Source organism: Embleya sp. L77 (genome assembly GCF_055557415.1).
Map to the genome: position 1 here is coordinate 1,118,172 of NZ_CM145709.1, position 26,647 is coordinate 1,144,818.

Consider the following 26,647-nt stretch of genomic DNA (forward strand, 5'->3'; position numbering starts at 1 on the left):
GGTCGGCCGAGAGCGCCCGCGTCGCATGCGCGAGAATTGCGCACTCGTCACGGGCCCGGGCCGATGGACCCGCGACGACATCGACCGCATCGGCGACACGGGAGAGTGACACACATGGGTGAGTCCCGGGCGACCGGCTCCGGAGCGCGACGCCGGATTCCGGACGATCCGGGACTGCCGGCCGCGGCCGCCCAGAGCCCGGGCGGGTCGGTCGCCGAGATCGACCCGGCGTTCGCCGACGATCCCAACGGCTACGTCCCCGGTGAGGCGATCCGCGGCGCGTGGGTGGTCGGCCCGGACGGACTGCTGACCGGCGAGTACCGGGAGAACCCGCGGCACGGGCCGCCGCAGGACGACTTCGCCAAGCTGGTCGAGGACGACGCGTGGTTCGGCTGGCTTGGCGACGACCCGGCCGGCGCGATCCGCGAGTCGGTCACCGAGTGCTTCGAGGACCAGGCCCCCGGCGCGGTGCTGACCTGGATGAAGATCCTCGAACCGCCGCGCTGCGCCACCACCGGCCGACCGGCCCCGGACGACGAGCAGTACCTGATCCCCACCCGCGCCGGCGTGTCCGTCTGGTTCGCCGCCCAGATCGCCGCGCCGGACCGGGACCGGGCCACCGTGTGCGGCATCTTCACGTGGGTGGCGATCCACCTCGACGCGCCCGCCGACCGCCGGGACCGGATCTGGCTCGACCTGGACGCCGACCTGGATTGGGCGGAGCAGCAGCTGCCGCCTCGGATGTACGGCCTGGACGCGGAGGCGGCCGACGCCGATCCGGGCGCGGGCGACGCCTCGGGCCAAGGCGAGGCCGGCGCCGAAGGTGCCCCGAGCACCTGAGCCTCGGCCGGCGGGGGCGGCCCGCGCACGCTGCTCCGGGCTCTCGCCCTACCGTGTGTTCCCGCCCTACCCCGCCGCCTGCAACCGCGGCTTCAGGTGGCGGGCGATCGCCTCCGCGAGCCGCGGTGGCACCGCGTTGCCGATCTGCCGGGCGATCTCGGTCTTGGAGCCGCACCACACGAAGGTCTCCGGGAACGACTGGAGCCGGGCCGCCTCGCGATGCGTGATCGGGCGGTTGACCCGGTCGGTCGGGTCGTCCGGGTTCCACTGCGGGTGCAGGTACTGGCCCTTCTCCGGCTTGTAGAACTCGGTCCGGATGGTCAGCGACGGATGGTCCCAGCGCATCCGGCCCATCACGTCCGTCGTGCCGGACTTCTTGTTCCGCCAGCAGTCCGGCAGCAGGTGGTCCGGCAGGTCGAACCGGCCGCCACCGGGCGGGACACAGTCGTAGCGCAGCAGCGAGCGCTCGATCGGCGTGCGGGCCAGGTGCAGGTCGGCCTCCTTGAACACGCCGGGCACCGTACGCCCGAAGAACTCGGTCCTGGAGGCGGGCAGGCTGGTCGTCCCGGGCACGCGCGGCAGGTGCTCGATCGCGTCCCGGACGGTGTTCCAACGCCGCGACAGGCCCGGACCGTGGGTCGGCTCCGGGACGGCGATCCCACCGATCCGGGAGCCGATCACGATCGCCCGCTTGCGGCGCTGCGGAACGCCGTAGTCCACCGCCGGGAGCAGCGCGTCGGTGAGCACGTACCCCTCCAGGAGGCCGCCGGGCTGCGCCTCGGCGAGCAACAGCGCGAACTCGGCGGACTTCTGGAAGCGGTCCACGTTCTCGATCACGAACACCTTGGGCCTGGCCCGGCGCACGAAGCGCAGGTATTCCTTCCAGAGCTTGTTGCGCGGGTCCTCGACGTTGCGGCTGCCCAGATTGGAGAAGCCCTGGCAGGGCGGGCCGCCGATGATCAGGTCGGCGGGCGGGATGTCCCTGTCCGGGATCTCCGCGATGTCGCCCCAGCGCATGTGCGCCTCACCGAAGTTGGCGGCGTAGGTCGCGGCCGCGTGCAGATTCCACTCGACCGCCATGACCGGCCGAAAGCCCTTCGCGGCGGCGAATCCGGACGTCATTCCACCGCAGCCCGCGAACAGGTCGATCATGGTGATGGGTCGTGCCATGCGGACAGGTTAGTGCTGCGGCCGCAGCACTTGGCCGGCCGTGCGCCTCGCGATCACGGCATCCCGAACCCTGGCCGCCGCGGTGACCGCGTCCTCGTGCTCCCAGACCCGGACGACGAGCCAGCCGGCCTCGGCCATCCGTCGGTCGGTGTCCGCGTCGCGAGTGCGGTTTCCCTCGATCTTGGCCTTCCAGAACTCGGCGTTGCGCTTGGGCCAGGTCGCGTGTTGCGGGCAGCCGTGCCAGAAGCAGCCGTCGACGTAGACGGCGACCTTGGTCGGTCCGAACACGACATCCGCCTCGCGGCGGATGCCCTTGAGCGGGCGGCGATGCACGCGGTAGCGCAGGCCCATGGCGTGCAGCAGACGCCGCAACGCGACCTCGACGCCGGTGTCCTTGCTGCGCTGGCGACTCATCCGCGCGCGGGTCGCTTCCGTGGTGGTCAGGCTCGTCACGGACACCATGGTGCACGGTCGCACTGTCATCGCGCCCGGGGACGGCCGGCGCGCCGCGCCGGGGACAGCGCGCGGGGCGGCTCGCCGTGCCGAGTGCGGGGCTCAGGCCGGGTACGCTCGCGCCTCCGTCGCCTTGACCGCGGCCCAGATCGGCTTGCCCGGCGCGAGTTCGAGTTCGGCGACGGCAAGCGGTGTGACGTCGGCGAGCAGCGGCACCGGGCCGGTCAGTTCGACCCGGACGGTGTCGCCGTGCGGTTCCATGCCCTCCACCTCGACCTGCCAAAGGTTGCGCGGGCTGCCGTCCGGGCGGGTCCGGTACAGCGTCACCGCGGCCGGCGGGAAGGCCACGAACACCTCGGCGGCGTCCGGAAGTTCGGCCACCACCAGGCGCTGCCCGGCGGCCAGGTCTACGCCGCCGGCCGAGGTGGTGCCGCGGTACAGGTTCAGGCCCACCAGGCGCGCCACGTAGTCGGTGCGCGGATGGCGGGCCACCTCGGCCGGCGTACCGGTCTGGACCGCGCGGCCCGCCTCGATCACGGTGAGCCGGTCGGCCAGCACCATCGCGTCCAGCGGGTCGTGGGTGATCACCACCGCGACCCCGTCGAAGTCGGCCAGGTGCCGACGCAGCGTCGCCCGCACGGCCACCCGGGTGCGCGCGTCCAGCGCGGCCAACGGCTCGTCCAGGAGCAGCAGCCGCGGATGGGTGGCCAGCGCGCGGGCGAGCGCGACCCGCTGGGCCTGTCCGCCGGAGAGCCGACCGGGTTTGGCGCCCGCGTGTTCGGCCAGGCCGACCCGGTCCAGCCAGTCCGCCGCCAGGCTCCGCGCCTCGCGTCGGCCCACGCCCTGGCAGCGCGGGCCGAAGGCGACGTTCTCCAGCGCGGACAGGTGTGGGAAGAGCAGGTAGTCCTGGAAGACCACGCCCACCGGGCGCCGCTCGGGTGGTGTGTACAGCCGCCGTTCGGGGTCCTCCAGGTCGACGCCGGCCAGCCGGGTGTGGCCGGCGCCGAGGGGGGTGAGGCCGGCCAGGGCGCGCAGGGCGGTGCTCTTGCCGGCGCCGTTGGGGCCGAGCAGGGCGAGCACCTCGCCGGGCTCGGCGGTCAGGTGCACGTCCAGGCGGAACGCGTCGCGGGCGACGACGAGGTGGGCGTCGAGGCCGGCGGCGCGGGTGGTGGGCTGCTCGGGGGCGGTCGGCTCGTGGCGGGTGGTCGCGTGGTCCGGACCGGTCGCCTGGTCCGGGCCCGCCTCGGCGCGGCCCGTCGCCCGGTGCGCGGCGTTCGGCTCGTGTGCGCCGGTCACGAGGTGGTCATCCAGCGCTCGCGCAGGCCGGCCAGGATCAGCACGGACACCGCCAACAACACGAGGGAGAGCACGATCGCCGCCTCCGGGTCGGTTTCCAGGGCCAGGTATACGGCGAGCGGCATGGTCTGGGTCTTGCCCGGGAAGTTGCCGGCGAAGGTGATGGTCGCGCCGAACTCGCCGAGCGCGCGAGCCCACGCGAGTACCGCGCCGGCCGCCACGCCGGGCGCGATCAGCGGCAGGGTGACCCGGCGGAAGGCGGTCCAGCGGGAGGCGCCCAGCGTCGCGGCGGCCTCCTCGTAGCGCGGGTCGGCCGCCCGCAGCGCGCCCTCGACGCTGATCACCAGGAACGGCATCGCCACGAACGCCTCGGCCACGATCACGCCGGTCGTGGTGAACGGCAGCGTGTAGCCGAACGTGTCGTCCAGCCACTCGCCCACGATGCCCTTGCGGCCGAGCACCAGAAGCAGCGCGACGCCGCCGACCACGGGCGGCAACACCAGCGGAAGTGTGACCAGCGCCCGGACCAGCCGGCGGCCGGGAAAGTCGGTCCGGGCCAGCAGCCAGGCCAGCGGTACGCCCAGGACCAGCACGATGCCGGTGGCCACGGTCGCGGTGAACACCGAGAGCTTGAGCGCCTCGCGGACCTCGGTACTGCCGAGCTGACTCCCCAGGTCGCTCCACGGCGCCCGGACCAGCAGCCCGACCAGCGGCAGCACCAGGAACACCAGGCCGATCAGGCCGGGCACGAGCAGGGCCAACGGGGCGCCGGCGCGCCGGGGGCGTTCGGCTCGCGTGCGCATGGCCCGCGTGCGTACGCCCGGCGTGCGTACGTCTCGTGGGCGGCGGGAGGCTCGGGGAGGTTCGATCACGGTGCCTGGAAGCCCGCCGCCGTCAGGGCCGTACGGCCGGGCTCGGACAGGATGAAGGCCACGAACGCCTTGGCCGCGTCGGCGTTGGGCGCCTTGGCGAGCGGGACGATCGGGTACGTGTTGACCGCCTGCGCGGATTCGGGGAAGTCCAGGCCGACCGCCTTGGCGCCGGCCGCCTTGACGTCGGTGCGGTAGACGAGTGCGGCGTCCACCTCGCCGAGGGTGAGCTTGGTCAGGGCCGCCTTGACGTCCTGTTCGAGCGTCGCGGGGGCGAACTTGACGCCGGCCGCGTCGAGGGCGGTCCTGGCGGCGGCGCCGCACGGGACCTGCGGGGCGCACTGGGCGACCTTGAGGCCGCCCTGCTTGAGATCGGCGAGCGACTTGATGTTCTTCGGGTTGCCCGGCGCGACCGCGATCTGCAACGTGTTCTTGGCGAACGCGGTGGGCGTGCCGTGGGCGTTCTTGGCGTCGGTGACGAGCTTCATGTTCTTCTCGTCGGCCGAGGCGAATACGTCGGCGGGCGCACCCTGGTTGATGCTCGCGGCCAGCGCCGAGCTGCCGAGGTAGTTGAACTTGACCGTGACGCTCGGGTGCGCGGCCTCGAACTGCTTGCCCAGCGCGCTGAACGTCTCGGTCAGCGAGGCCGCGGCGAACACGTTGACGGTGCCCTTGAGCTGCTTGCCGTCGCCGGCGGATGCGGACGCCTCGGCGCCGGCCGCCGGCGTGCCCCTGGAGACCTTCGTGTCGTCCCTGTCCTTGTCGTCGCTGCCGCATCCGGCGAGGGCGATCAACGCCCCCGCGAGCAGCGCGGCCGAGATCGCACGTCCGGCCCGCACCGTGCCCATTGCGCCCATCGTGTGCACTCCCCGCTAATCGAGGGAGTGCTCGCGCGCGCCCTCGGTCCGCTCCACCATGACATTCGTCGACTTCACCACTGCCGTGGCGAGCACCCCGACCGCGAGGCCGAGTTCGTCCGCGGCCTCGGCGCTCATCAGCGAGACCACCCGGTAGGGCCCGGCCTGGATCTCGACCTGGGCCATCACCGTGTCCTTGCGGACGTCGGTGACGATGCCGCGGAAGCGGTTGCGCGCCGACGACCAGCCGAGCCGCTCGCTGTCCGCGCGGGCGTCGCCGGCCGCCGCCGACCGGGCGAACGCGGCGAGCGCCGCACCCTCCACCACCCGCCGACCGTTCTCGTCCCGCCGCGCGTCGAGCCGACCCGAGTCCACCCACCGCCGCACCGTGTCCGCACTCACCCCGAGCAGAGCCGCCGCATCACCGATCCCGAACATGTTCACGGCCGGGATCCTAGCCACGAGCGCCTCCCCCACAGAGCGGAGCCGACACCCACACACGCCGGCAGAAGCCGCCACATGCGGATAACCATCCTTGCAGATGCGAGCACTCGCTGGCCACAGCCCTCGCAAATTCGATACACACGCACATCCTGCGAGGTCGCAGCGTCGGACGTGTCGGCGGTCGTGTCCGGCCTGAGTGCCACACTCCGGCCCATCAGGCGACCTTGGTGTTCACCGGGGTCGTACCATTCCCGAGCGGAGAGTCCGGGTCGGCTTCGGGCGTGGCAACGGGGGGTTGCGTGTGCGGGTGTTGGCCGGTCGGTACGAGCTGGTCCGGTTCGTCGGGCGAGGCGGCATGGGGGAGGTCTGGGAGGGGCGGGACCGGCTGATCGAGCGGCGGGTCGCGGTCAAGTTGCTCCCGCACGCGAAGGCCGACGCCTCCGGTGCCGCGTTGTTCTTCCGCGAGGCGCGTACGGCGGGGGCGCTGCACCACCCGGGTGTGGTCACCGTGTACGACCTCGGCCAGGACGAGGGCGACGGTTCGCTGTTCCTGGTGATGGAGTTCGTCGAGGGCCGCGACCTGGCCGCGGTGCTCGACAAGGAGGGGCCTCCTTCGGTGGGCACCGCTGCGGGGTGGGCGGCGCAGGCCGCCGCGGCGCTGGCCCGGGCGCACACCGCGGGGATCGTCCACCGGGACCTGAAGCCGGCGAATCTGATGCTCACTGTCGAGGACCAGGTCAAGATCCTGGACTTCGGGATAGCCCGGTTCGTGGAGTCCACGAACCGGTCCAGCAAGGTGATGGGCACCCTCGCCTACATGCCGCCCGAGCGCTTCGACGAGCAGCCCGGGGATGCCCGCTCGGACCTGTACTCGCTCGGCTGCGTGCTGCACGAACTCCTCACCGGCAGCGTGCCGTTCCACGCCTCCGGCCCGGTCTCGATGATGAACGCCCACCTGCGGAGGACGCCCACGAGACCCGGCGAACTCCGCCACGGCGTACCCACCGAACTCGACGACCTCGTCCTCGCGTTGCTCGCCAAGGACCCCCGGGACCGACCCGACACCGCCGACGAGGTACACCGACTTCTGCGCGCCGCCGTCGACCTCGCCCCGGCTGCCGAGACCCGGCGCTTGGTCCGAGGAGCGAATCCGATCGGCGACGCGCCGACCATCGGCCTCGACCGGAAGCCCGCCGCAAGCGGCACACCGCGCAGTGGTGACGGCGGCACCCCATCCAAAGCCCCGGCCCCCACGCGCCGCCGCCTTCTGTGGCTTGTCGGCGGCGGCGCGGTCACCGCTCTGGGCATCAGCGGCGTTCTCGAACTGATCGACTCGCCCGACGACCGGCGAGAGCCGCAGCGCACCGCCGGCGACCGGGTCCCGTCGTCCCCGCCCGCGGTGGCCCGCACCGACACCACGGTGCGCTGGTCCTACTCCACCGCGGCCGAGGTCGACTCCTCGCCGGCGGTGGTGAACGGAGTGGTGTACGTCGGCAGCCGCGACAAGAACGTGTACGCGCTCGACGCCGCCACAGGAACCAAGAAGTGGGGCTATGCCACCGGGGCCGAGGTCGATTCGTCGCCTGTGGTGGTCGGCGGGGTGGTGTACATCGGCTGCCGGAACAAGAACGTGTACGCGCTGGACGCGGCCACGGGAGCCAAGAAGTGGGCCTACGCCACCGGGGCCGAGATCAGCTCGGTTCCGGCGGTGGTGGACGGGGTGGTGTACGTCGGCAGCGTCGACAAGAACGTGTATGCGGTCGATGCGGCCACCGGCGCCAGGAAGTGGGCCTACGCGACAGGCGCCGAGGTCTTCTCGTCGCCTGTGGTGGTGGGCGGGGTGGTGTATGTCGGCAGCGCCGACACGAACGTGTACGCGCTCGACGCCGCCACAGGAACCAAGAAGTGGGCCTATGCCACCGGCAATAAGGTCGCCTCTTCGCCGGTCGTCGTGGGCGGGGTGGTGTACGTCGGCAGCGCCGACATGAACGTGTACGCGCTCGACGCTGCCACCGGTGCAAAGAAGTGGGCCTACACCACCGGAGGGATGGTCTGGCGGTCGCCGGCGGTTGTGAACGGAGTCGTCTATGTCCCCAGCAATGACAAGAAGGTATACGCGCTCGATGCTGCCACCGGTGCAAAGAAGTGGGAATACTCCATCGGGGCCTTCACCAGCTCGGACCCGGTGGTAGCGGGCGGGGTGGTGTATATCGGCAGCGGTGACAAGAACGTGTACGCGCTCGATGCGGTTCCCGGCACCGGTCCGTCTTGAAGGTCCCCGACAAATGCCGTCACGTGGCGGCGGGTGATGAGGCGGATGGCGATGCCGAGAAGGGCTTCGTGTCGGTCGTCGCGTCCTTCCGGGCAGTAACGGCGCAAACAGGGACCAGAGTTCGTCCGAGGCCACCCACGGACGCGGCCCACCTCTGCGCACACCGGGCCAGGCCGCCCTCCTCGGACGTTCCAGAGGCGGGCAGACCAGCAAGGTTCACCTCGCCGCCGACCGCACGTGCCGCCCGCCGGCGTTCATCCTGACCACAGGCCCGGCAGCGGACAGCCCGCAGTTCATCCCCGTCCTGAAGAACGGTCAACCAGCCGTGGACGCGGGGCCTCACCCGTGGATTCCGCGTCGATGTCGTCGGTGCCGACCGGGCCGCGGGGAAGCATCCGGTCCAGCCACTTCGGCAGCCACCAGTTGGTCCGGCCGAGGAGTGTCATGGTCGCCGGTACCAGCACCATGCGTACGACCGTGGCGTCGATGAAGATCGCGGTGGCCAGGCCGAGCCCGAACATTTTGATGGAGGGGTCCTCGGCGACGGCGAAGGACAGGAAGACCGCCACCATGATGAGGGCGGCCGAGGTGATGATCCGGGCGGTGCCCGAGACGCCCTCGACGATCGCCGTGCGGTTGTCGCCGGTGCGCAGGTACTCCTCGCGTACGCGGGAGAGGAGGAACACCTCGTAGTCCATCGACAGGCCGAACAGGATGGCGAAGAGGAACATCGGGATGAACGACACGATCGGAACCGTCGCTTCCAGCCCGATGAGCGCGCCTCCCCAGCCCCACTGGAAGACCGCGACCATGATGCCGTAGGCCGCGCCGATGCTCAGCAGATTCAGCAGTACCGCCTTGAGCGGTACGAGTATCGAGCGGAAGACCAGCATCAGCAGCAGGAACGACATCGCCAGCACGGCGGCGACGAACAGCGGCAGGCGTTCGCTGGTGCGTTGGCCCACATCGGACAGGCTCGCGGTGGCGCCGCCGATGTGGGCCCTGGCCGGGCCGTGCCCGATCGCCGTGGGCAGCACGTCGGTGCGCAGCCGGGCGATGGTGTCGGCCGTGGCCTTGTCCTGAGGGCTGGTGGTCGGGAACACCACGAGGGTCGCGATGCCGGTGGCCCGATCGATGTGCGTCGGCGCGACGGATGCGATGCCCGGATCCGCCGCGACCGTTGCGACGAGTCGGTCCAGCACTCCCGGATCACCGGTGGGGTCCGCGGCGATGACGAGGGGACCGTTGGTGCCGGGGCCGAACCCCTCGGCGACGAGGTCGTAGGCCCGGCGCTCGGTACGGCTGTGGGGCAGTGAGCCGTCGTCGGGCAGGCCGACGCGCAGGCCGAGCACGGGCAGCGTCGCGGTCAGCAGCAGCCCCGTCGCGCCGACCGCGTAAGGCACCGGGTGCCGGCTGACGTGCCCGATCCAGCGACGCCACCCGGCGGCGTGGGCGGCGCCTGCCGCCGCGTCCCGCCGCCGTGCGAGTCGGCCCGGCTTCATGGTCTGCAGAGCCCGGCCGATCCGGCCGGCCCGGGCCAGGCGTGGGCCGGCGGCGCCGAGGAAGGCCGGCAGCAGCGTCACCGACGCGAGCACCATGGTCAGGACGACGATCGAGACGGCGAGCCCGCCCACCGTCATGAACGGTACGTTCGCGACCGCCATGCCGAGGATCGATACGACGACGGTGCCGCCGGCGAAGACCACGGGCCTCCCCGCCGTGGCCACCGCTCGCCCCGCCGCCTCGCGGGGATCGAGCCCGCGCGCGAGGTACTCCCGGTGCCTGGCGAGCACGAACAGCGCGTAGTCGATGCCCACTCCGAGCCCGACCATGCTGCCCAGGACAGGGGCGAAGGTCGGGACGTCCGTCACCCCCGCCAGTACCGTCATCGCGGCAACCCCGACGGTCAGCCCGAAGACCGCCATGCCGATCGGCAGCGCGGCGGCGACGAGCGAACCGAACGCCAGGAACAGGATCGCGGCCGCGGCGAGGATGCCGATCAGCTCGCTTGCGCCGCCGTCGGGGTCGGAGAAGGCGTAGAAGAGGTTCCCGCCCATCTCGATGCGCAGCGGCAGTTCGGCGCGCAACCGGTCGCCGAGATCGACGAGGGCGTCGAGGTCTTCGGCCGACAGCCGGCTCTGGTCGGGGTACTGCACCCGGACGACCGCGATCCGCCCGTCGGCCGAGACAAGGCTGCCGCGCACGGTGGTGTCCCCGCCTGCGTCGAGTGCCCCCGCCGGGTCGCTCGTGCCGAGCACGTGCGGCAGCCGCCGCACCTCGGTCTGCAGCCGCGTGAGAGCGGTGCGCGCGCTGCCGTGGTCGAAGAACGTCACACCGCCGTCGAGGGGGGTGACGACCACTTGGGCGGTCATCCCCTCCTGGCCGGTGCCGGCCCGCTCGATCAGTTGCGCGGCCCGTTGGGAGTCCAGTCCCGGAGCGGTCATCGAGTCCGCGGTCCGCCCGCCGATGGCGATCGCGGCGAGGACGGCAAGCGTGGCGGCAATCAGCCATGCCGCGATCACCCGCCAGGGATGGTGGGCGGCGCTTGCGCCCAGGCGCAACAGGGCTTTCGAGAGCATCGGTTCCTCCAACCACCTCGGCGGCCGTCCTTGTACGGCCGCCGATGCCGAGGTTCGTCGCCACGGCGCTTTGCGGCATCGGCTCGCGGGCCGCGGATCCGTCGGCCCCAGGGCGGGGTGACGCCCCGTCCTTTCGGCCGATGCGCGGCACGGCGCGGCCCCTAGGCTGAGAACCGTGCTGCCAGACGACCTGCGAACCCTGTGGACCGAACCCCGACCGCCCGACGCGCCCGCCCGGATGTGGCGGGACTGGATGCTGCTCGCCGCGGGCCTGGGCGCTGTGGCGCTGGAGGCCACCCTGCGCGAGAACGTCGTGTGGCGGCCGGTGGCGGTGGTGTTCGCCGTATGGCTGTGCCTGCTGCCCCTGTGGCGCCGGACTCGCCCACTGGCGATGATCACGCTGGCGTTCGGCTCGGTGATCCTGCTCCAGCTGGCCTCGCTGGTCGCCGCAACGCGCGAGCCCGTCGGCCTGGACACCGGCGCGGTCGTGCTCGTGCTGGTGTATGCGCTGCTCCGGTGGGGATCGGGACGGGAGATCGTGCTGGGCAGCGCGGTGATCCTCACGGCCTTCGCGCTGTGTACCGTCACGTACGAAACCCCGGCCGCCGAACAGGTCGGGGGCTTTGTCTTCCTGTCACTGCCCGGCTTGATCGGGGCGGCCGTGCGGTTCCGGGTGACCGGTCGCGAGCGGCAGTTGGAGCAGGTGCGCTCCCGCGAGCGTGAGCAGCTCGCCCGGGAACTGCACGACACGGTGGCCCACCACGTTTCGGCCATCGTGATCCGCGCCCAGGCGGGCCAGGTGCTCGCGGGCACCGACCCGTCCGCCGCCGTCGAGGCGCTGGAGGGGGTCGAGGAGGAAGGGGCGCGCACGCTGGAGGAAATGCGAGCCATGGTCGCCACGCTGCGCAACCGCGGGGCCGGCGCCGAGCTGGCGCCGCCTGCCGGTGTCGCGGATCTGGAGCGCCTGGTGCGCACCCCGGGTGGTCGCCTCAGGGTCGACCTGGGGCTCGACGGCGAACTGGAAACGCTGCCCCCGGCCGTGGACGCGGCCGTCTACCGCATTGTGCAGGAGTCGGTGACCAACGCCATGCGCCATGCGGTCGACGCGACCGAGGTCGTCGTCCGGGTCACCGCGGAACGGCACACGGTACGGGTGAGCGTGCGCGACAACGGCCACCGCATCGGCCGAGGCCGTGCCGGATACGGACTTGCCGGACTGCGTGAGCGCGCTGCCCTGCTCGGCGGCAAACTACAAGCCGGCCCCGGCGCCGACCAGGGCTGGCATGTCGAAGCCGAGCTGCCGAAAGGGAGGACCAAGAGCGGTGCTTATCCGCGTCCTCGTCGCTGACGACCAGGCCATCATCCGCACCGGGCTGCGGATCATGCTGAACGCCCAGCCCGGCATCGAGGTGGTCGGCGAGGCCGCCGACGGACGGGAAGCGGTACGTCTGGCCCGCGAACTGCGCCCCGACGTCTGCCTGTTCGACATCCGCATGCCCGTGATCGACGGGCTCGAGGCCACCCGCTTGGTCGCCGGCCCGGGCGTCGCCGACCCGCCGGCCGTGGTCGTCATCACCACTTTCGACCTCGACGAGTACGTCTACGGCGCGCTGCGTGCCGGCGCCCGCGGATTCCTCCTCAAGGACACGGGACCGGACCTTCTGGCCCAGGCCGTACGGTCGGCGTCCGGCGGTGAGGCGCTCATTGCGCCCAGCGTCACCGTCCGTCTGCTCCAGGCATTCGCGGACCTGCCCGCCGGCCGGCCCGCGGCCCAGCCGGTCTCCCCCGTCACCGCCCGCGAGGAGCAGGTGCTCCTCGCCGTCGCTCGCGGGCTGACCAACACCGAGATCGCCGATGCACTGCACATCAGCCTCAGCACGGTGAAGACGCACCTGGCCAGCCTGATGGCCAAACTCGGCGCCCGCAACCGGGTCGAGATCGCGATGTGGGCCTACGAAACGCGCCGTATCCTCCCCGGACCCTGAGCCGGGTGCCGGGCCATGTCCCATGAGTCCCCGCCCGGACATCAGTGCACCGGTCGGCTCACGTCGGCTCCACGCGCCTCACCCGCCCCAGAGCGTGACGTACCAGGAGGCCGGAGGCCGGAACTGGGACGGTGAGACACCCGATACGACGAGACTCCCGACAGCCACCTCGCCAGTCTCCACCTGCACGACTCGATGATCCGGATCAAGGACCCCACCAGGACCACCCGATGATCACGACTCGATACGCGCCCCAACGGCGTGCGTGGCGACCTCCCGCTCGCGGTCAGCCCGCGATGGGCGGCTCGACCAGGCTGGTCCACCACGTGTCCCGGCCGGAGGCATGGCCGACCATCGCTTCGGCGAGCGCACGGCGGGCAGTCGGCGACGTGCGACGCCATTCCGGGAATCGCCACATCCAACGACGCACCTCGCCGAGGTTGTGGCCTTCGCGCAGGAGGGCTGCGCCGAGAAAGCCGACCTCCGCCCACCTCGGACCGAGGGCCACCTGTCCCCAGTCCACGACGGACAGCCGCCCGTCGGGACGGATGATCATGTTGGCCGAGGTCAGATCGTCCACGATCACCAGCGTGCCGCGGCTTCCCGGGAGGACGGTGTGGGGAGTTCGCGCCGGCATCATGAACAGCTCGCCCGCCCGTACCGACACCGGCTTGCCGGCCACCTTCATCTCCAGCCGGCCGTCGAGCACCAGCAAAGCCTCGGTGGCCGTGTGACTCTCCTCCCGCACCGGCATCTCGTCCATGCGCAGTACCTTCACGCAGGCCGCCCCCACCGTGCCCAGCGTGCGAGAACTCCACGCCTGCGGCAGGCCGGCCGCAATCTCCGCAAGGTTGACCGCATTCATGGCACACCCCTCCTCCCGGACCCGGTCGGTCATGCCGAACGGGCCCGCACACGAGATCGATGGATGGCTTGGAAACTATCCGGCCGGGACGGGGAAGTGGTCGACCGTTCGGCAAAGCCTGCCGCGCGCACCCCGCGAACTCCGGTGGCCGGGGGCGAATGGCGCCCGGCCGGGGTGTCGTTCAGGCCGGGGCGTCGGTGAGGCGGCGCAGGGTGAAGGGCTCGGCGAGGATTTCGTCGAGGACTCGGGCGATGTGCTTGAAGTGGGGCAGGGTGAAGTGGTGCTCCAGGGCCGCGCTGTCCGTCCACTCCTCGACGATGATCATGCGGTCGGCGCGCTCGGGGTCGACGTACGGCTGGTAGGCGATGCAGCCCTCCTCGGCCAGGGACGGCGCGATCATCGCGTCGAGTTCGGTGCGCAACCGTTCTTCCCGGCCCGGCTTGGCGGTGAAGCCGGCAATGAGGGTGAGGGTGTTCGACATGCTTCCGACTCCTGGTTTCCGGTGTTGCTCGGTGCCGGTGTGGACCGGCTGACGCGGTACATCCTGCGCGCCCGAACCGGCACCACCCAGAGGGCTGTTCCACCCCGGTTCCCCGTGCCTGGGTCCGGCAGAACCAGGCAGAACAAGGCAGAACAAGACAGGGCCGCCGGGCCGTGTCGGACACTTGGGGCATGGATCGTGCACAGCAGCTCAGCGAATTCCTCAAGGCCCGGCGGGCCCGGTTGCGTCCGGAGGACGTCGGCGCGGGCAACTTCGGCGGTCAGCGCCGCGTCCCGGGCCTGCGCCGCGAGGAGTTGGCCCTGCTGGCCGGCGTGAGCGTCGACTACTACACCCGTCTCGAACAGGGCCGAGCCCGCAACGTGTCCCCGGAGGTCCTCAACGCCGTGGCCGGCGCGCTGCGCCTCGACGCCGACGAGCGCGCCCACCTGCACAACCTCGCCAAGCCCGCCGGATCCCGCAGGCGGCCCGCCCGCCCGCAGCAGGTCGCCCCCGAACTGCGCCAGGCCCTGGCCGCTCTGGCCGACACCCCCGCCTACATCATCGGGCGACGCCTGGACATCCTGGGCTGGAACGAACCGGCCCGAACCCTGATCGCCGACTTCGCCGCGATCCCGCCGGCCGAGCGGAACATGGCTCGCCTGGTCTTCCTCGACGACGCGGCCAAGGACCTCTACCCGGACTGGGAGACCAAGGCCCGCGACACGGTCGCCAACCTCCGCCTCGACGCCGGCCGCCACCCCGACGATCCGCTACTGGCCGCCCTGGTCGGCGAACTCTCTCTGGGCAGCGCCGACTTCCGCCGTCTGTGGGCCGACCACAGCGTCCGCGGCAAGACCCGTGGCCGCAAGCGGTTCGTCCACCCTCAACTCGGCGAACTCGCGCTCGACTACGTCGCGATGCGGGCTCCGGACGACCCGGACATGACCATGATGATCTACACCGCGCCTCCCGGCTCCGAGTCCGCCACCACCCTCCGCCTGCTGACCGCCCTCACCGCCGCCCCGATCCGGCCCGCGGCCGACACCCGGGCAGACCGGGCAGACGGGGCAGACCAGGCAGACCAGGCAGACCGTGAGCTCGAACCCGGAGACCGGTGACATTCGCATTCGCCGGCGGCGGCCGGTAGCACGTGCGCGGGCGTGAATCCGGCAGATCGGCAGGTCGGCAGGCCGGCACGGGGTCCGGTCAGCCCAGGAACGCACCCACCCGACCCCAGGTGCTCCCTTCGTTGATTGCCCCGGTCCGATCGGACCGGGCTTCGCCCGATCGACGAAGCCGGCGACCTTCGCCCGGCCGTATCGGTCGAAGGCGGGCCCACGCGAGGGTGGTGCGGCCGGACCGGTGTCGGTCGCGGAACATCTGCCGCCCTCAGGACGTCGCCCATGCTCAAGAACGCCCTTCGCACCCTCGCCGCGCAGCGCACGCGGCTGGCCCTGACCGTGCTCGCGATCGTCTTCGGTGTCGCGTTCGTGGCCGGTGTGCTCACCCTCAAGGACAGCATCACCGAGGCTTCCGCGTCGGCCGCGGCCGACGACTTCGCCGGTGTCGCCGTCGGCATTCGGGCCGACCCCGACCGGGACACGCCCGACCGGCCCGCGCTGGACGCTCGGCTGATGGATCGGCTGCGTGCGCTGCCCGGCGCCGGGGACGTACGCGGCTCGGTCTCCGGACCCGCCGTCGTCGTCGACCGGGCCGGGCACCTGGTCGGCCGGGTCGAGGAGGCGGTCGGCACCAACCACGCGCCCGGCCCGGACGGCTCCGATCCGCTGTACCGGGTGACCTCGGGCCGCGCGCCGACCACCGCCGGCGAGGTCGCCCTCGACGACGCGGGCGCCCGCGAGGCCGGCTACCGGGTCGGCGACCGGCTGCGCGTGGTCGCCGGCGGCGGCACCCTGGACGCCACCCTCGTCGGCACCGTGCACGCCGACGACGCCCGGATCCGGCTCGGCGCCACCCTCACCCTGTTCGACACCGCCACCGCGCAGCGCCTGTTCGCCGCCCCCGGCGCCTACGACCTGATCACCGTCTCCACCCCGCCGAACACGCCCGTCGCCGCACTGACCCAGGCCGTGCGCGCCCTGGTGCCCGCCGGTGCCGAGGCGGTCACCGGCGCCGAACTCACCACCGAGCGCCGCGACCTGGCCGCCGCCGGCACCGCCGGACTGGCCACCGGACTGCTCGTGTTCGCCGGCATCGCGCTGTTCGTCGGCACGTTCATCATCACCAACACCTTCACGATGCTGATCGGCCGGCGCACCCGCGAACTCGCGCTGCTGCGCGCGGTCGGCGCGACCCGGCGCCAGGTCACCAACTCGGTGCGCCTGGAGGCACTGGCCACCGGCCTGATCGGCGCGCTGCTCGGCCTCCTCCTGGGCATCGCGCTGGCCGCCGGACTGCTCGCCCTGCTCCGCGGCACCGACGCCGAACCGCCGCGCGGCCCACTGGTGGTGCGGCCCGCCACCATCCTGTGGTCCCTCCTCGTGGGTGTGGGCGTCACCGTCGCCGCCGCCTGGCTGCCCACCCGCAAGGTGGCCCGGATCCCCCCGATGGCCGCGCTCCGGGCGCACCTGCCCGGCCCGGCCGGACTGCTGCGCCGCAATCTGCTCGGCCTGCTCCTGATCGTGTTGGGCATCGGCGGCGGATACGCGACCGTGCGAACCGCGCCCGACGGCGACGCCAAGTCCGTGCTGATCGTGGTGTGCGGGGTGGTGGCGGTCACCGGCGTGCTGATGCTGATCCCGCTGCTGTCCGTGGCCGTGATCGGCATGCTCGCCCGCCCGCTCACCCGGGTGTTCGGCGTGACCGGCCGGCTTGCGAGCCGCAACGCGCTGCGCGATCCGCGCCGTACCGCGGCAACCGCGTCGGCCCTGATGATCGGCCTGTTCCTGGTCACCGGACTGACCGTGATCGGCGCCTCGCTGCGGGACAGCCTCGACCACGCGGCGGCCCGCGGGCTGACCGCCGACTACGCGGTGTCCACCACGCTGCGCGACCCGATCGCGCCCGCGACCGTCGAGCACATCGGTCGCCTCCCGCACGTCGCCGCCGCGAGCGTGTACCGCGCGGCCACCGCGGAGATCGCCGGCGGCGAACGCGAACTGGCCGCCCTGGATCCGATCGCGGGCCCGCAGGTGATGCGGTTCGACTTCGTCGAGGGCGGCCCCGAGGCGCTGGCCACCGACCTGCTGGTGGAGCGGATCGAGGCGCGGGCACGCGGGCTGCAGGTCGGCTCGACCGTACCCGTGACGTTTCCCGACGGGGTCTCGGGCACCCTGCGCGTCGGCGGCATCTACCGGGGCAACCCGATCGTGACGCCCTACCTGGTCTCCACCCGCACACTCGACCCGCACCTGGAACGCCCGGTCGGCCGCCAGGTGTTCGTCCGCAGCCTGCCCGGCGAGGCCAAGGCGCTGCGAGACACCCTGGACGAGGCGTTCGGCGCCGATCCGGCGCTGCGTGTGCAGTCCAAGGGCGAGTTGCGTCGGGGTCTCGCGGCCGGCATCGACCTGCTCCTGAACATCGTCTACGGTCTGCTCGGCATGGCCGTCCTGATCGCGGTCATCGGCATCGTCAACACGCTCGCGATGTCCGTGCTCGAACGCACCCGCGAGATCGGTCTGTTGCGCGCGATCGGCCTGGACACCCGCCGGGTGCGCGACCTGATCCGGCTGGAGGCGGCGCTGATCTCGCTGTTCGGGGCCCTGCTCGGGGTCGGCCTGGGCGTCGCGGTGGGCGTCCTGGCGGTCCGCGGCATCGACCTGGGCAACGTACCGCTCGGCGCGACGGTCCCGTGGTCGCGGATCGCCCTGTTCGTGCTCGGCGCGATCGGCGTCGGCGTGCTCGCGGCGGCCTGGCCGGCCCGGCGGGCGGCGCGCATGTCGGTGCTCGGCGCACTCGGGACCGAGTGAGGTGCGGCGGATCGTCCCCGGCCGGCTCGCGGTCGGCATGCCCGGCGACTGGCCGGACGGGTGGACGGGTGCCGGTACCTTGGCGAACGTGCCGAACGTGCATCGCCCGCCCACCGCGTCGATCCCCCGCGCCGTCGTGTTCGACGTCCTGCTCGCGGCGTCGGTCGCCGCCCTGGCCGGACTGCTGCGTGCGCTCGACTCCTTCGACGGCGACGGGTGGCAGACGCCGCGAAACGTGCCGTGGTGGGGGATTCTCGTCCAGGTCGCCGCCGGCCTCGCCCTCGTGCTGCGCCGCCGCCGGCCGCTCGCCTCGGCCGGGGTCGTCCTCGCGCTCTCGCTCGGCGGGCCGGTCCTGGCCGGGCCCTTCTCGGCCTACGCACTCGGCGCGTACGCCCCGACCCGGCGCGTGCGCTGGGCGCTCGCCGCCGGGCTCGCGCTGACCATGTGCGAACCGTGGCGTGCCCAGCCGGGCTCGGACGTGTTCGTCGAGTTCCTCGCCATCGCCACCCCGCTGTTGCTCGGGATGTACCTGGCCTCCCGCCGGGGCCTGTTGCTCGCGTTGGCCGAGCGCGCCGAGCGGGTCGAGCGCGAACAGGTGGAACGCGACCGGCGGGCACGCGCCGAGGAACGACGGCGCTTGGCGGGCGAGATGCACGACATGATCACCCACCGGGTCTCGCTGATGGTGCTCCAGGCGGGCGCCCTGCGCACGATCGCCGAGCGCGACAACGTGCGCTCGGCCGCCGAGGAGTTGCGGTTGACCGGCTGTCAGGCGCTGTCCGAGCTACGCGAGTTGGTCGCGGTGCTGCGAGACCCGAACGACCCGTCACCGGCCGACGCGAATGCGCGCGGCGGCGGGGCGACCGGGCTGGAGGTATCCGATCTGGTCGCCGACTCGCGGGCGGCCGGCGTGCCCATCGAGCTGACCGTGACCGGCACCCCGAGCGACGTGGACGCGCCGGCCGCCGTGCGTACCGGACGCCGCGTGGTGCAGGAGGCGCTGACCAACGTGCACAAGCACGCACCCGGCGCACACGTGGAGGTGTCGATCCGGTACGAACCCGCCGGCATCGGCGTCACCGTCGCGAACACCGCCGGGGCACGACCCCCGGACGTCGATCTCGGCACCGGCGGTACCGGCCTGCTCGGCCTGCGCGAACGCGTCGAACTCCTGGGCGGCCGGCTGCGCGCCGAACCCGACGACACCGGCGGCTTCGTCGTGGACGCGCTCGTCCCGATCGCCGCACCCGTCACCACCGACCGAGCCCACCCGACCCACCGAGACCTCCACGAAGGTGCCGCATGATCCGACTCCTGCTCGTGGACGACGAACGCATGGTCTGCGCACACCTGCGCACCATCCTCGGCGGCGCCCCGGACATCGAGATCGTCGGCGAGGCGTACGACGGCGCCGAGGCGCTGGAGCAGGTGGTCCGACACCGCCCCGACGTGGTCCTGCTCGACCTGCACATGCCCGGCGTGGACGGCCTTTCCGCGCTGCGCCGGATCGTTCGGCTCGACGCGCCGCCCAAGGTCGTCGTGCTGACCACGATCGACACCGACGACCACGTGCTGCGCGCACTGCACACCGGCGCGGTCGGCTTCCTGCTCAAGGACACCCCGCCCGAGGACCTGGTCGCGCTGCTGCGGGTGGCCGCGGACGGCAACACGGTGTTGTCGCCCGCCGCCGCCCGCAATCTGATCGGCGCGAGTGCGGCCCGGGACAGCGCACGCCGAGCCGCCCGGCATGCCATCCGCGACCTCAGCGAGCGGGAGACCGAGATCCTGGGCTGCCTCGGCGAGGGGCTGTCCAACTCCCAGATCGCCGGCCGCCTCCACCTCACCGAGGCGACCGTCAAGGCGTACGTGTCCCGCACCCTGACCAAGCTCGACTGCACCAACCGCACCCAGGCCGGCCTGATCGCCCACGACGCGGGGCTGACCCGCTGAGGCCGCCGGCTACCCGAGCCGGTCCGTGAGCCGGCCGGGTGCACGCGCTGCCCGCCGGCGCGCCGCACGGGCTGACCCATCCGCCGGTCCGGCTCGAACCGGTGGACGCCGTGCTCGGGATCGACCACCCGCTGGCCGGCGCCGACGAACTGTGCCCGAGCGAGCTGCGCGGCAGTGTGCTGTGGTGCCCGGCGGCGGTGGATCGGCTCGACTTCCTCGAACGATTCGCCGACGCGTTCGGGATCACCGAGTGGGCCACCGGACCCAATCTGGGCCTGGAGCACTTCGTCGACCACCTGCGTACCGATCCCACCTGCTTCACGCTGCTGCCCGCCGACCGCCCGCTGCCGGCGGGTGCCCACGGGGTGCGCGCCATCCCGCTGGTCGGGCCCACCCCGCTGTACGCGTGGTCGCTGCTGTGGAACGCGGATCGGCCGCATCCGCGGCTGCCCGACCTGCTCCGCGCGTTCGGCCGGATCGGCGCCCGCGAACGCTGGCTCGACCACGACCCGACCCGGGACTGGCTGCCGGACACGGACCACGCGCGGCTCGCCGACTGACTCCGGAGCTCAGGAGACCAGGTCGGACCAGAACGGGACGGTCGCCGGTGCGTATTCGATCCCGCCGTGGGCGAACTCCACCGTGAGGTAGTTGGTCAGGTTCGCGCCGTACACCACGATGTCGGTCCGCATCATGGACAACACCGGGTGGCCCCACTGGCCCTCGGCACCGGGCAGGTAGCGGTGGCCGAACACCGGCACCATCGTCGGCACCCGCGCCAGGTGGTAGCGCGCCGACTTGAGCGCGTGCCGCAGCTGCGCCGGACGCGCGCCCCACACCGCCGGCCAGAACGCGCCGTGCTCCACGTCGTACAGCACTCCCTCGCCCGGCCAGCCCAGTTGGGCCTTGAGGCCGCGCGCGTTGCCATCGCGCCAATTCGGCCAACCCTTTCCGATCGGCAGGCCGACCGACAACAACAGACGGTGATCGGCGGCGAACCGGAAACCGAAGTGCTTTTCCACCGAATCGAACTCGTCCACCGTCAGTCCGGGAGTGATCTCGGCGCCGGTACGCTCCAACAACCGGCGGAAATCCTGCTCGGTCGGTCGATCCGGGGGCGGTGTGGAGGTCATGGCCACCGAGCGTAGTCGGAGCCGCCCGCCGCCCCGGAGTCGGCTTGTCTGCACGCGGCGCGATTTTGCCCAACCCGGGCTCGCCGAGCACCTGAAAGTCGGATGGTCGGTGTTCTAGCATGAGCGCTCGATATCTGCATGAACGGTGTTGGGATAAACGGTCGGGGGACCCGTTGATCGACGAAGTTCGGCATACCCCGCGGGCCGCCCGATGACGGTCCCGCTTCTCGCCGCCGTCGCGGCCCTCATCGCCTTGGTGGCCGCTCTGATGTGGTTCGGTTTCCGCCGCAGACCCGCCTCGGTCGCGGCCCGCGCCGAGACGCTGTTGGCCCAGGCCGAGGCCGCGCACCGGGCGGGCCGGTTCGCCGCCGCCGAACGCGGCTATCGACGCGTCGCCGACGCCCTGGGCAGGCCGGACACCCCGGACACGCTCACCGACACGCGCGGACGGGCGTTGATCGGTCTCGGCGAGGTCGCCGGCAGGCAGGGCCGCTCGGCCGACGCGATCACCGCCTTCCGCACCGCGTTCGCGTTGACCGCGCTGCCCGCCGCCGCGCTGGAGCTGACCGCCGCGGAAGCGACCCGGCGGGCCGAGCCGGGGCCGTTGGACGTCGCGATCTGCGTGGACCTGGTCGTCCGCACCGACACCGACCCCGACCACGCCGCGTACGACCTCCTGGAGGCCAGGTGCGCGGTCGCCGCCGGCCTGCCGAAGAGCGAGCTGGTGGCGATCGAGGAACTCGCGGGCCGGATCGAGGCGGGTGCGCCGCGGCTGGAATGGGCCGTGTACGCCCGCGCCTGCGCACTGCGCGACCTCGGTCGGGCGGCCGAGTCGATCGCCGCGTTCGAGCGCGCCGACCGGCTCGTGCCGCGCGCGGCCACCGGGTACGAACTGGGCAGGTTGTATCGCGACGCCGGTCGTCCGGACGAGGCGCTCGCCGCGTTCGAGCGCTCGCTGACCATCGAGCCGGAGCGGCCCGAGGTGCTGTACGCGATGGCGCTGACCCACCTGCGCCGCAAGCCCGCCGACAAGGTGTCCCGGGATGCGGCCCTGGAAGCCGCCGTGGCCCTGCTCACCCGCACCTGCACGCTGGCCCCCACCCACGCACAGGCCTGGCTCGGGCTGGGCCGCGCCCAGCACGCGCTCGGCCGGGACGCGGCGGCCCTGGAACCGCTGCGCCGGGCGGCCGAGCTGTTGCCCGAACACGCGGACGTGCAGATGGAGTTCGTCACGCTCACCCTGGCCCGCGGCGAACGGTCGGCGGCCTTCCCGGTGTTGCGCCGGGTGTTGGCGAAGCAGCCCCGGCACCTCGCGGCCAACCTGACCCTGGGCACGCTGCACGACCAGGACGGCGACTTCGCGGCGGCGGCGCCCTGCTTCGAGCGGGTGGTGGCCGCCGAACCCGGCCATGCGCGGGCCCGGTTCGGCCTGGGCCGCGCGCTGTTCGAGCAGGGCGACGCGGCGGGCGCGGTGCTGCACCTGGCCGAGGTGCGCGGGCGCAACGCGGCACAGCACCACCTGTTGGCCCGCGCGTACAGCGCGACCGGCGCACTGGAGTCGGCCGACGCCGCGTTCTCGGCGGCGATCGAGGCGGGTGACGACAGCGCGCTCGCGCACCACCGGCAGGCGTGCGTTCGGTTGCGGCGCGAGCGGCGGCAGGATGCGATCGCCTCGTTCTGGCGGGTGTTGGACCGGGTGGGGGACGATTCGCCGTTGGCCGCAGAGGCGTTGTTGTTCCGCGGCATCGCCTATCGGGACGAGGGCGACCTGGGCGCGGCGCGGGCCGACGCCGACGCCGCGGTGGCCGCCGCGCCGGGGGATGCGCGGGCCCACTACGCGCGCGGGCAGCTGGCCGTCCTGGAGGACGAATGGACGCTGGCGCAGCGCGAGTTCGAGGCCGCGGCCCGGGTGGACCCGGGGTACGCGCCGGCCCGCTTCGGGCTGGGCCTGGTGCGCGAGCACGCCGGTGAGCACACGCGTGCCGCCGAGGCGTACGAGAGCGGACTGGCGGCCCGGCCGGACTGGACGCCGGGCGTGGTGCGCCTGGGCGCGGCCCGGATCGCGGCGGGCCGGGTCGCGGACGGGATCGAGGTGCTGGGGCCGGTGCGTACCGAGCCGACCGGCGCGGCGCGCTTCCACCTGGGCCTGGGTTATGCCCGGCTGGGCCGGGTGGAGCGGGCGGACGAGCTGTGGGCGGCGCCGGGCGGGGTCAACGACGCGATCCGCGCGCACAATGTGGCCACCGCTCGGGACATGCTGGCCCGCGCCGCGCTCACCGCCGGCGACCACGCGCTCGCGCGCGAGCACTGGCAGGCGTGTCGGGATGCGTTTCCCGACCACGAGGGATATCGGGTCGCGCTGGCCGAGACGCTGTTTCGCGAGGGCGCCGAGCTGTTGCGGTTCGGCCGCGATCGCGGCGCGCCGCTGACGGCCGCGCGGGATCGGCTCGGCGCGGCGGCCGCGCTGGTGCCGGGCGATCGGCGGATCCGGGTGCATCTGGCGATCGCGGCGCTGTACGCGGGCGAACCGGCGGTCGCCGTGCGGTTGTCGGCCGCGCTCGATCCGGTGGCCGATCCGCGGGTGGGCCACCTGGCACCGCTGGCCCGGCTCGCGCTCGGCGCGGGCACGGTACCGCTGGGTGCGCTGGTGGAGGCCGAACCGGCCGCGTGGGCGGTGCGCGGGATGCATGCGGCGCGGGGGCGCCGGTGGGCCGACGCGGCGGAGGCGTATCGACAGGCGCTGGTGGTGCCCGGTCCGGCGGAGCCGGAACCGCACGCGGCGATGTGCGAGACGGCCGGGTGTGCGGCATCGGCGCGGGCGGCTTGCGGTCAGTGTGGGCGGGGTTATTGCGGGGATCATGGGGTGTTGGTTGGGGGCGGTGGGGTCGGTGGGGTCGCTGAGGGCGGCGAGATCTGTGGGGTTGGCGGGGTCAGTGGGGTTGGCGGGGTCGATTGGGTCGGTGGGCTTGGCGAGACTGCCGGGGTTGCCGGAGTTGGTGGAGTTGGTGACGTCGTCGGGCTGAGGGCCGCCGGGGCCGGACTACCGGCGCGTTGTGGTGGTTGCGTGGATGCGATGTTGGCCGCGTTGACCGCGTGCGCCCATCGGGCCGGGGCGGGCGATGCCGCGGAGGCCGAGCTGATCCGCTGGGCCCGCGGCAGCGACCGCACCTCGGCGCACCACCTGCTGGCGCTGCTGCGCGCCCAACGCGGCGACCACGACGCGGCGTTGGCGGGCCTGGAACAGTTGTTGGCGGGCCCCGGGGCGACCGACGAGGGCAGGCTGATCGCGGCTCGGGTGTACGTGCGCCGGGCCGCCGTGCACAGCGATGACTTGGTCGCCGCGGCGGCCGACGTGGAACGGGCCGCCCGGCTGGTACCGGAGTTGCCGCAGGTACGTCGGGCGCGGCCGCTGCTGCGCTCGTGGCAGGCGCTCGCGCACGCTCGCGCGGATCGACACGACGCCTCGATCGCGATCCGGCTCGACCTCGAACGCGCGGTGCCCACCGATGTGCGCAACCTCCAGTGTCTGGCCCTGTCCGCATTGCGCGCGGGCTCGGCCGGCGACGCGGGGCACACCACTGCGATGTGGCAACTGGTATGCGGTACTTGGGCCGCGGTGCTGTACAGCCCGAGGTTCTGGATCGACCTGGAGGCGCGCACCGGGCGGGAGATCTCCGCCGAGCAGATCGGGAACGCTCGCACCGAGCAGATCGAGCGGGTGCACCGCGAGTTGCATGAGCGCGCCGAACGCAGCGAGGGTGCGGTGGCCGCGCTGTATCGCGAACTGGCGCAGCACTGGGCCCTGGAGGTGGCCGCGACCGAACGCGTCGCGCACATCGAGCCGGCGCCGGCCTCGATCGCGTGCGGTCCGCTGTTCCTGGCGCGGGTCGCCGATCCCGAGCACGGTTCCCCGGCCGGCCGTGAACTCGCCGACGCCGTCCTGGCCGCGGTGGATCCGCACACCGCCGACCTGCTCGGCCCGTTGGGCCTGTACCACCACCTGATCGATGCGGGTCGATTCGACGAGGCGATCACCGGCCTGACCGCACTGGCCGGTTTGGCCGGCCCGGCCGCGACGCCCGGGGTGGCCGCGTTGCTCGCTCGGGCCCATCTGGCCCGGGCCCGGGACCTGGGCGGGCGCGGGGAATGGGCGCAGGCGCTGGCGTGTCTGGAGCAGGCCGCGCCGCTCCCGGCCGATGCGACGAATTTGGCGGCCGAGGTCGGAATCCGGGCAGCCCAGGACGTGTTGGCCGCCGACCCGGGCGAACACACCGAGGCCGCACGGCTGTTGGAACGCGCGTGGGCGCTGGCGCCGGACGGACCGGGCCTGCGCGAGGCGTTGGCCGGGGCGTACGCGCAGCTCGCCCGGCAGGCGCACGAACGCAAGCTGTACCGCGACGCGATCGCACTGGTCCGCCGGGCACTGGAGCTGACTCCGGACGACGAGTCGGTACGGGCGTTGGCCGCCGGCGCGCTCCGTGGGCTGGTGATGGAGTTGTTGGCGAGGAACACCGACGCGGCCGTCGCGGAGGCGGTCGTGGCAATGCGCGAGGCGTACGCGCTGGACCCCGGCGATGCGGGACGGATCGGCCTGACCAACGCGCTGTTCCTGAGCGCCGAACGGCTCGCCTTGCGCGGCGGCGCGCGCGAACAGGCGGTGGCGTCGATGCGCGAGGCACTCGAACTCGCGGACGCGGGCGCGGGGACGTCCACAGGCGCGGGCGCGGGCGCGGCGACGGGGACGGGCGGCGGGGCGGATTCCTCGGCCGCCACCGGCTCTTTGGTGTCGGAATCGCCGGTCCCGGGTCCGCAGACTCCGGGATCGGCGGTGCCTGGTTCCCCAGTCACCGACTCGTCGGACACCGGCCCATCCACCGCCGGCTCGCCCATTGCCGGCTCCTCCCTCGCGGCCGAGGCGCGTCGCCGGGTGGCCGCCTTGTTGGTGGCGGCGGCGCAGGCCCGCGAGCGGGACGAGGATTTCGACCGGGCCATCGACCTCCTCGAAGAGGCCCGGCACTACGGCGACGATCCGTCCACGCGCCGCGCGTTGGCGTTCAATCACTACTACGCGCGGCACTACGAGGTCGCCGAGGAGATGTTGCGCCACGAGATCGCCGGCGGCCTGGAGATCGAGTCGCTGCGCGAGGCGTGGATCGTGGTGGTCGTGGATCGGGCCTACGACCTGCTCGCCAAGGACGGCGCCTACGAGGCGATCGAGGTGCTCACCCGGGCGCTCGGCGAGCACGAGGAGCCGCGGCTGCGGGACGCTCTGGTGGCGGTGTACCTGCGCGAGGAGCGCTATCAGGACGCGATCCGGACCCTGGAGGCGATCCCGTTGACCCCCGAGAACACCGTGCTGCTGGCCCTGGCGCTGCACAACGAGGGGGTCCGGCAGGCGAACATGGGCCACAACCACACGGCACTCGTGCACCTGGAACGCGCGAACGAGTATCACCCGACCGACGGCACCCGGGAGATCCTGGACGAGATCCGAGCCCGAATCCACGGCTACTACTGACCGATC

20 protein-coding genes are annotated in these 26,647 nt (G+C 72.8%); 10 read left to right on the top strand and 10 right to left on the bottom strand.

Going from position 1 to position 26,647, the window contains the following annotated elements; genetic code table 11:
• Positions 1–114 precede the first annotated feature (114 nt).
• Positions 115–840, top strand: a complete 726-nt coding sequence (locus ACZOOI_RS04450; RefSeq protein ID WP_465279505.1) for a hypothetical protein — start codon at positions 115–117, stop codon at positions 838–840.
• 66 nt (positions 841–906) lie between these two features.
• Here ACZOOI_RS04450 and ACZOOI_RS04455 read toward each other — a convergent pair whose 3' ends face one another.
• From ACZOOI_RS04455 to ACZOOI_RS04480, 6 genes are all read right to left on the bottom strand, one after another.
• Positions 907–2,010 carry a DNA cytosine methyltransferase gene (locus ACZOOI_RS04455; protein ID WP_465279506.1) on the bottom strand — a complete coding sequence of 368 codons (1,104 nt, stop codon included), beginning with the start codon at positions 2,008–2,010 and terminating at the stop codon, positions 907–909.
• A gap of 9 nt (positions 2,011–2,019) precedes the next feature.
• Positions 2,020–2,472, bottom strand: a complete 453-nt coding sequence (locus tag ACZOOI_RS04460; RefSeq protein ID WP_391585057.1) for a very short patch repair endonuclease — start codon at positions 2,470–2,472, stop codon at positions 2,020–2,022.
• Between the two features lie 93 nt (positions 2,473–2,565).
• Positions 2,566–3,759 (bottom strand): ABC transporter ATP-binding protein, encoded by a 1,194-nt coding sequence (locus tag ACZOOI_RS04465; RefSeq protein ID WP_465279507.1) that lies wholly within the window; start codon positions 3,757–3,759, stop codon positions 2,566–2,568.
• Positions 3,756–4,562 carry an ABC transporter permease gene (locus tag ACZOOI_RS04470; protein ID WP_465279508.1) on the bottom strand — a complete coding sequence of 269 codons (807 nt, stop codon included), beginning with the start codon at positions 4,560–4,562 and terminating at the stop codon, positions 3,756–3,758. Before ACZOOI_RS04470 ends, ACZOOI_RS04465 begins: the two co-directional genes overlap by 4 nt.
• Positions 4,563–4,627: 65 nt before the next feature.
• On the bottom strand, positions 4,628–5,476 hold the full coding sequence (gene modA, locus ACZOOI_RS04475) for a molybdate ABC transporter substrate-binding protein (protein WP_465279509.1): 849 nt from the start codon (positions 5,474–5,476) through the stop codon (positions 4,628–4,630).
• 24 nt (positions 5,477–5,500) lie between these two features.
• Positions 5,501–5,923, bottom strand: coding sequence for a TOBE domain-containing protein (locus ACZOOI_RS04480; RefSeq protein ID WP_465281112.1), 423 nt, complete (start codon positions 5,921–5,923; stop codon positions 5,501–5,503).
• A gap of 313 nt (positions 5,924–6,236) precedes the next feature.
• On the opposite strand from ACZOOI_RS04480, the gene ACZOOI_RS04485 reads away from it, so the two are divergent.
• Positions 6,237–8,201, top strand: a complete 1,965-nt coding sequence (locus ACZOOI_RS04485) for a protein kinase domain-containing protein (protein WP_465279510.1) — start codon at positions 6,237–6,239, stop codon at positions 8,199–8,201.
• Positions 8,202–8,494: 293 nt separating this feature from the next.
• Here ACZOOI_RS04485 and ACZOOI_RS04490 read toward each other — a convergent pair whose 3' ends face one another.
• Positions 8,495–10,780 (bottom strand): MMPL family transporter, encoded by a 2,286-nt coding sequence (locus ACZOOI_RS04490; protein ID WP_465279511.1) that lies wholly within the window; start codon positions 10,778–10,780, stop codon positions 8,495–8,497.
• A 175-nt stretch (positions 10,781–10,955) separates the two neighbouring features.
• On the opposite strand from ACZOOI_RS04490, the gene ACZOOI_RS04495 reads away from it, so the two are divergent.
• Both ACZOOI_RS04495 and ACZOOI_RS04500 read left to right on the top strand, forming a co-directional pair.
• Complete coding sequence (locus ACZOOI_RS04495; RefSeq protein WP_465279512.1) at positions 10,956–12,128, top strand: sensor histidine kinase; 1,173 nt, start codon at positions 10,956–10,958, stop codon at positions 12,126–12,128.
• Positions 12,103–12,765 carry a response regulator gene (locus ACZOOI_RS04500; protein ID WP_465279513.1) on the top strand — a complete coding sequence of 221 codons (663 nt, stop codon included), beginning with the start codon at positions 12,103–12,105 and terminating at the stop codon, positions 12,763–12,765. Before ACZOOI_RS04495 ends, ACZOOI_RS04500 begins: the two co-directional genes overlap by 26 nt.
• A 286-nt stretch (positions 12,766–13,051) precedes the next feature.
• On the opposite strand, the gene ACZOOI_RS04505 is transcribed toward ACZOOI_RS04500, so the two are convergent.
• Both ACZOOI_RS04505 and ACZOOI_RS04510 read right to left on the bottom strand, forming a co-directional pair.
• A complete protein-coding gene (locus ACZOOI_RS04505) occupies positions 13,052–13,630 on the bottom strand; it encodes a cupin domain-containing protein (protein WP_465279514.1) in 579 nt (192 codons plus the stop codon).
• A gap of 181 nt (positions 13,631–13,811) precedes the next feature.
• Positions 13,812–14,111, bottom strand: coding sequence for a putative quinol monooxygenase (locus ACZOOI_RS04510; RefSeq protein WP_465279515.1), 300 nt, complete (start codon positions 14,109–14,111; stop codon positions 13,812–13,814).
• A gap of 191 nt (positions 14,112–14,302) precedes the next feature.
• Between ACZOOI_RS04510 and ACZOOI_RS04515 the strand changes: the two genes are divergently transcribed.
• The 5 genes from ACZOOI_RS04515 (at position 14,303) to ACZOOI_RS04535 (ending at position 20,550) form a co-directional block, all read left to right on the top strand.
• Positions 14,303–15,229 carry a helix-turn-helix domain-containing protein gene (locus ACZOOI_RS04515; RefSeq protein WP_465279516.1) on the top strand — a complete coding sequence of 309 codons (927 nt, stop codon included), beginning with the start codon at positions 14,303–14,305 and terminating at the stop codon, positions 15,227–15,229.
• Positions 15,230–15,514: 285 nt separating this feature from the next.
• Positions 15,515–18,040, top strand: coding sequence for an FtsX-like permease family protein (locus ACZOOI_RS04520; RefSeq protein ID WP_465279517.1), 2,526 nt, complete (start codon positions 15,515–15,517; stop codon positions 18,038–18,040).
• 1 nt (position 18,041) lies between these two features.
• Positions 18,042–19,346 carry a sensor histidine kinase gene (locus ACZOOI_RS04525; RefSeq protein ID WP_465279518.1) on the top strand — a complete coding sequence of 435 codons (1,305 nt, stop codon included), beginning with the start codon at positions 18,042–18,044 and terminating at the stop codon, positions 19,344–19,346.
• Complete coding sequence (locus tag ACZOOI_RS04530; protein WP_465279519.1) at positions 19,343–19,990, top strand: response regulator; 648 nt, start codon at positions 19,343–19,345, stop codon at positions 19,988–19,990. Before ACZOOI_RS04525 ends, ACZOOI_RS04530 begins: the two co-directional genes overlap by 4 nt.
• Positions 19,991–20,028: 38 nt before the next feature.
• Positions 20,029–20,550 (top strand): type 2 periplasmic-binding domain-containing protein, encoded by a 522-nt coding sequence (locus ACZOOI_RS04535; RefSeq protein WP_465279520.1) that lies wholly within the window; start codon positions 20,029–20,031, stop codon positions 20,548–20,550.
• A gap of 9 nt (positions 20,551–20,559) precedes the next feature.
• Here ACZOOI_RS04535 and ACZOOI_RS04540 read toward each other — a convergent pair whose 3' ends face one another.
• Positions 20,560–21,123: a hypothetical protein gene (locus ACZOOI_RS04540; RefSeq protein ID WP_465279521.1), complete on the bottom strand. Its 564-nt coding sequence runs from the start codon at positions 21,121–21,123 to the stop codon at positions 20,560–20,562.
• A 211-nt stretch (positions 21,124–21,334) separates the two neighbouring features.
• On the opposite strand from ACZOOI_RS04540, the gene ACZOOI_RS04545 reads away from it, so the two are divergent.
• The gene (locus ACZOOI_RS04545; protein ID WP_465279522.1) at positions 21,335–26,641 is read left to right on the top strand and encodes a tetratricopeptide repeat protein; all 5,307 of its coding nucleotides are present in this window, start codon (positions 21,335–21,337) and stop codon (positions 26,639–26,641) included.
• Positions 26,642–26,647 lie beyond the last annotated feature (6 nt).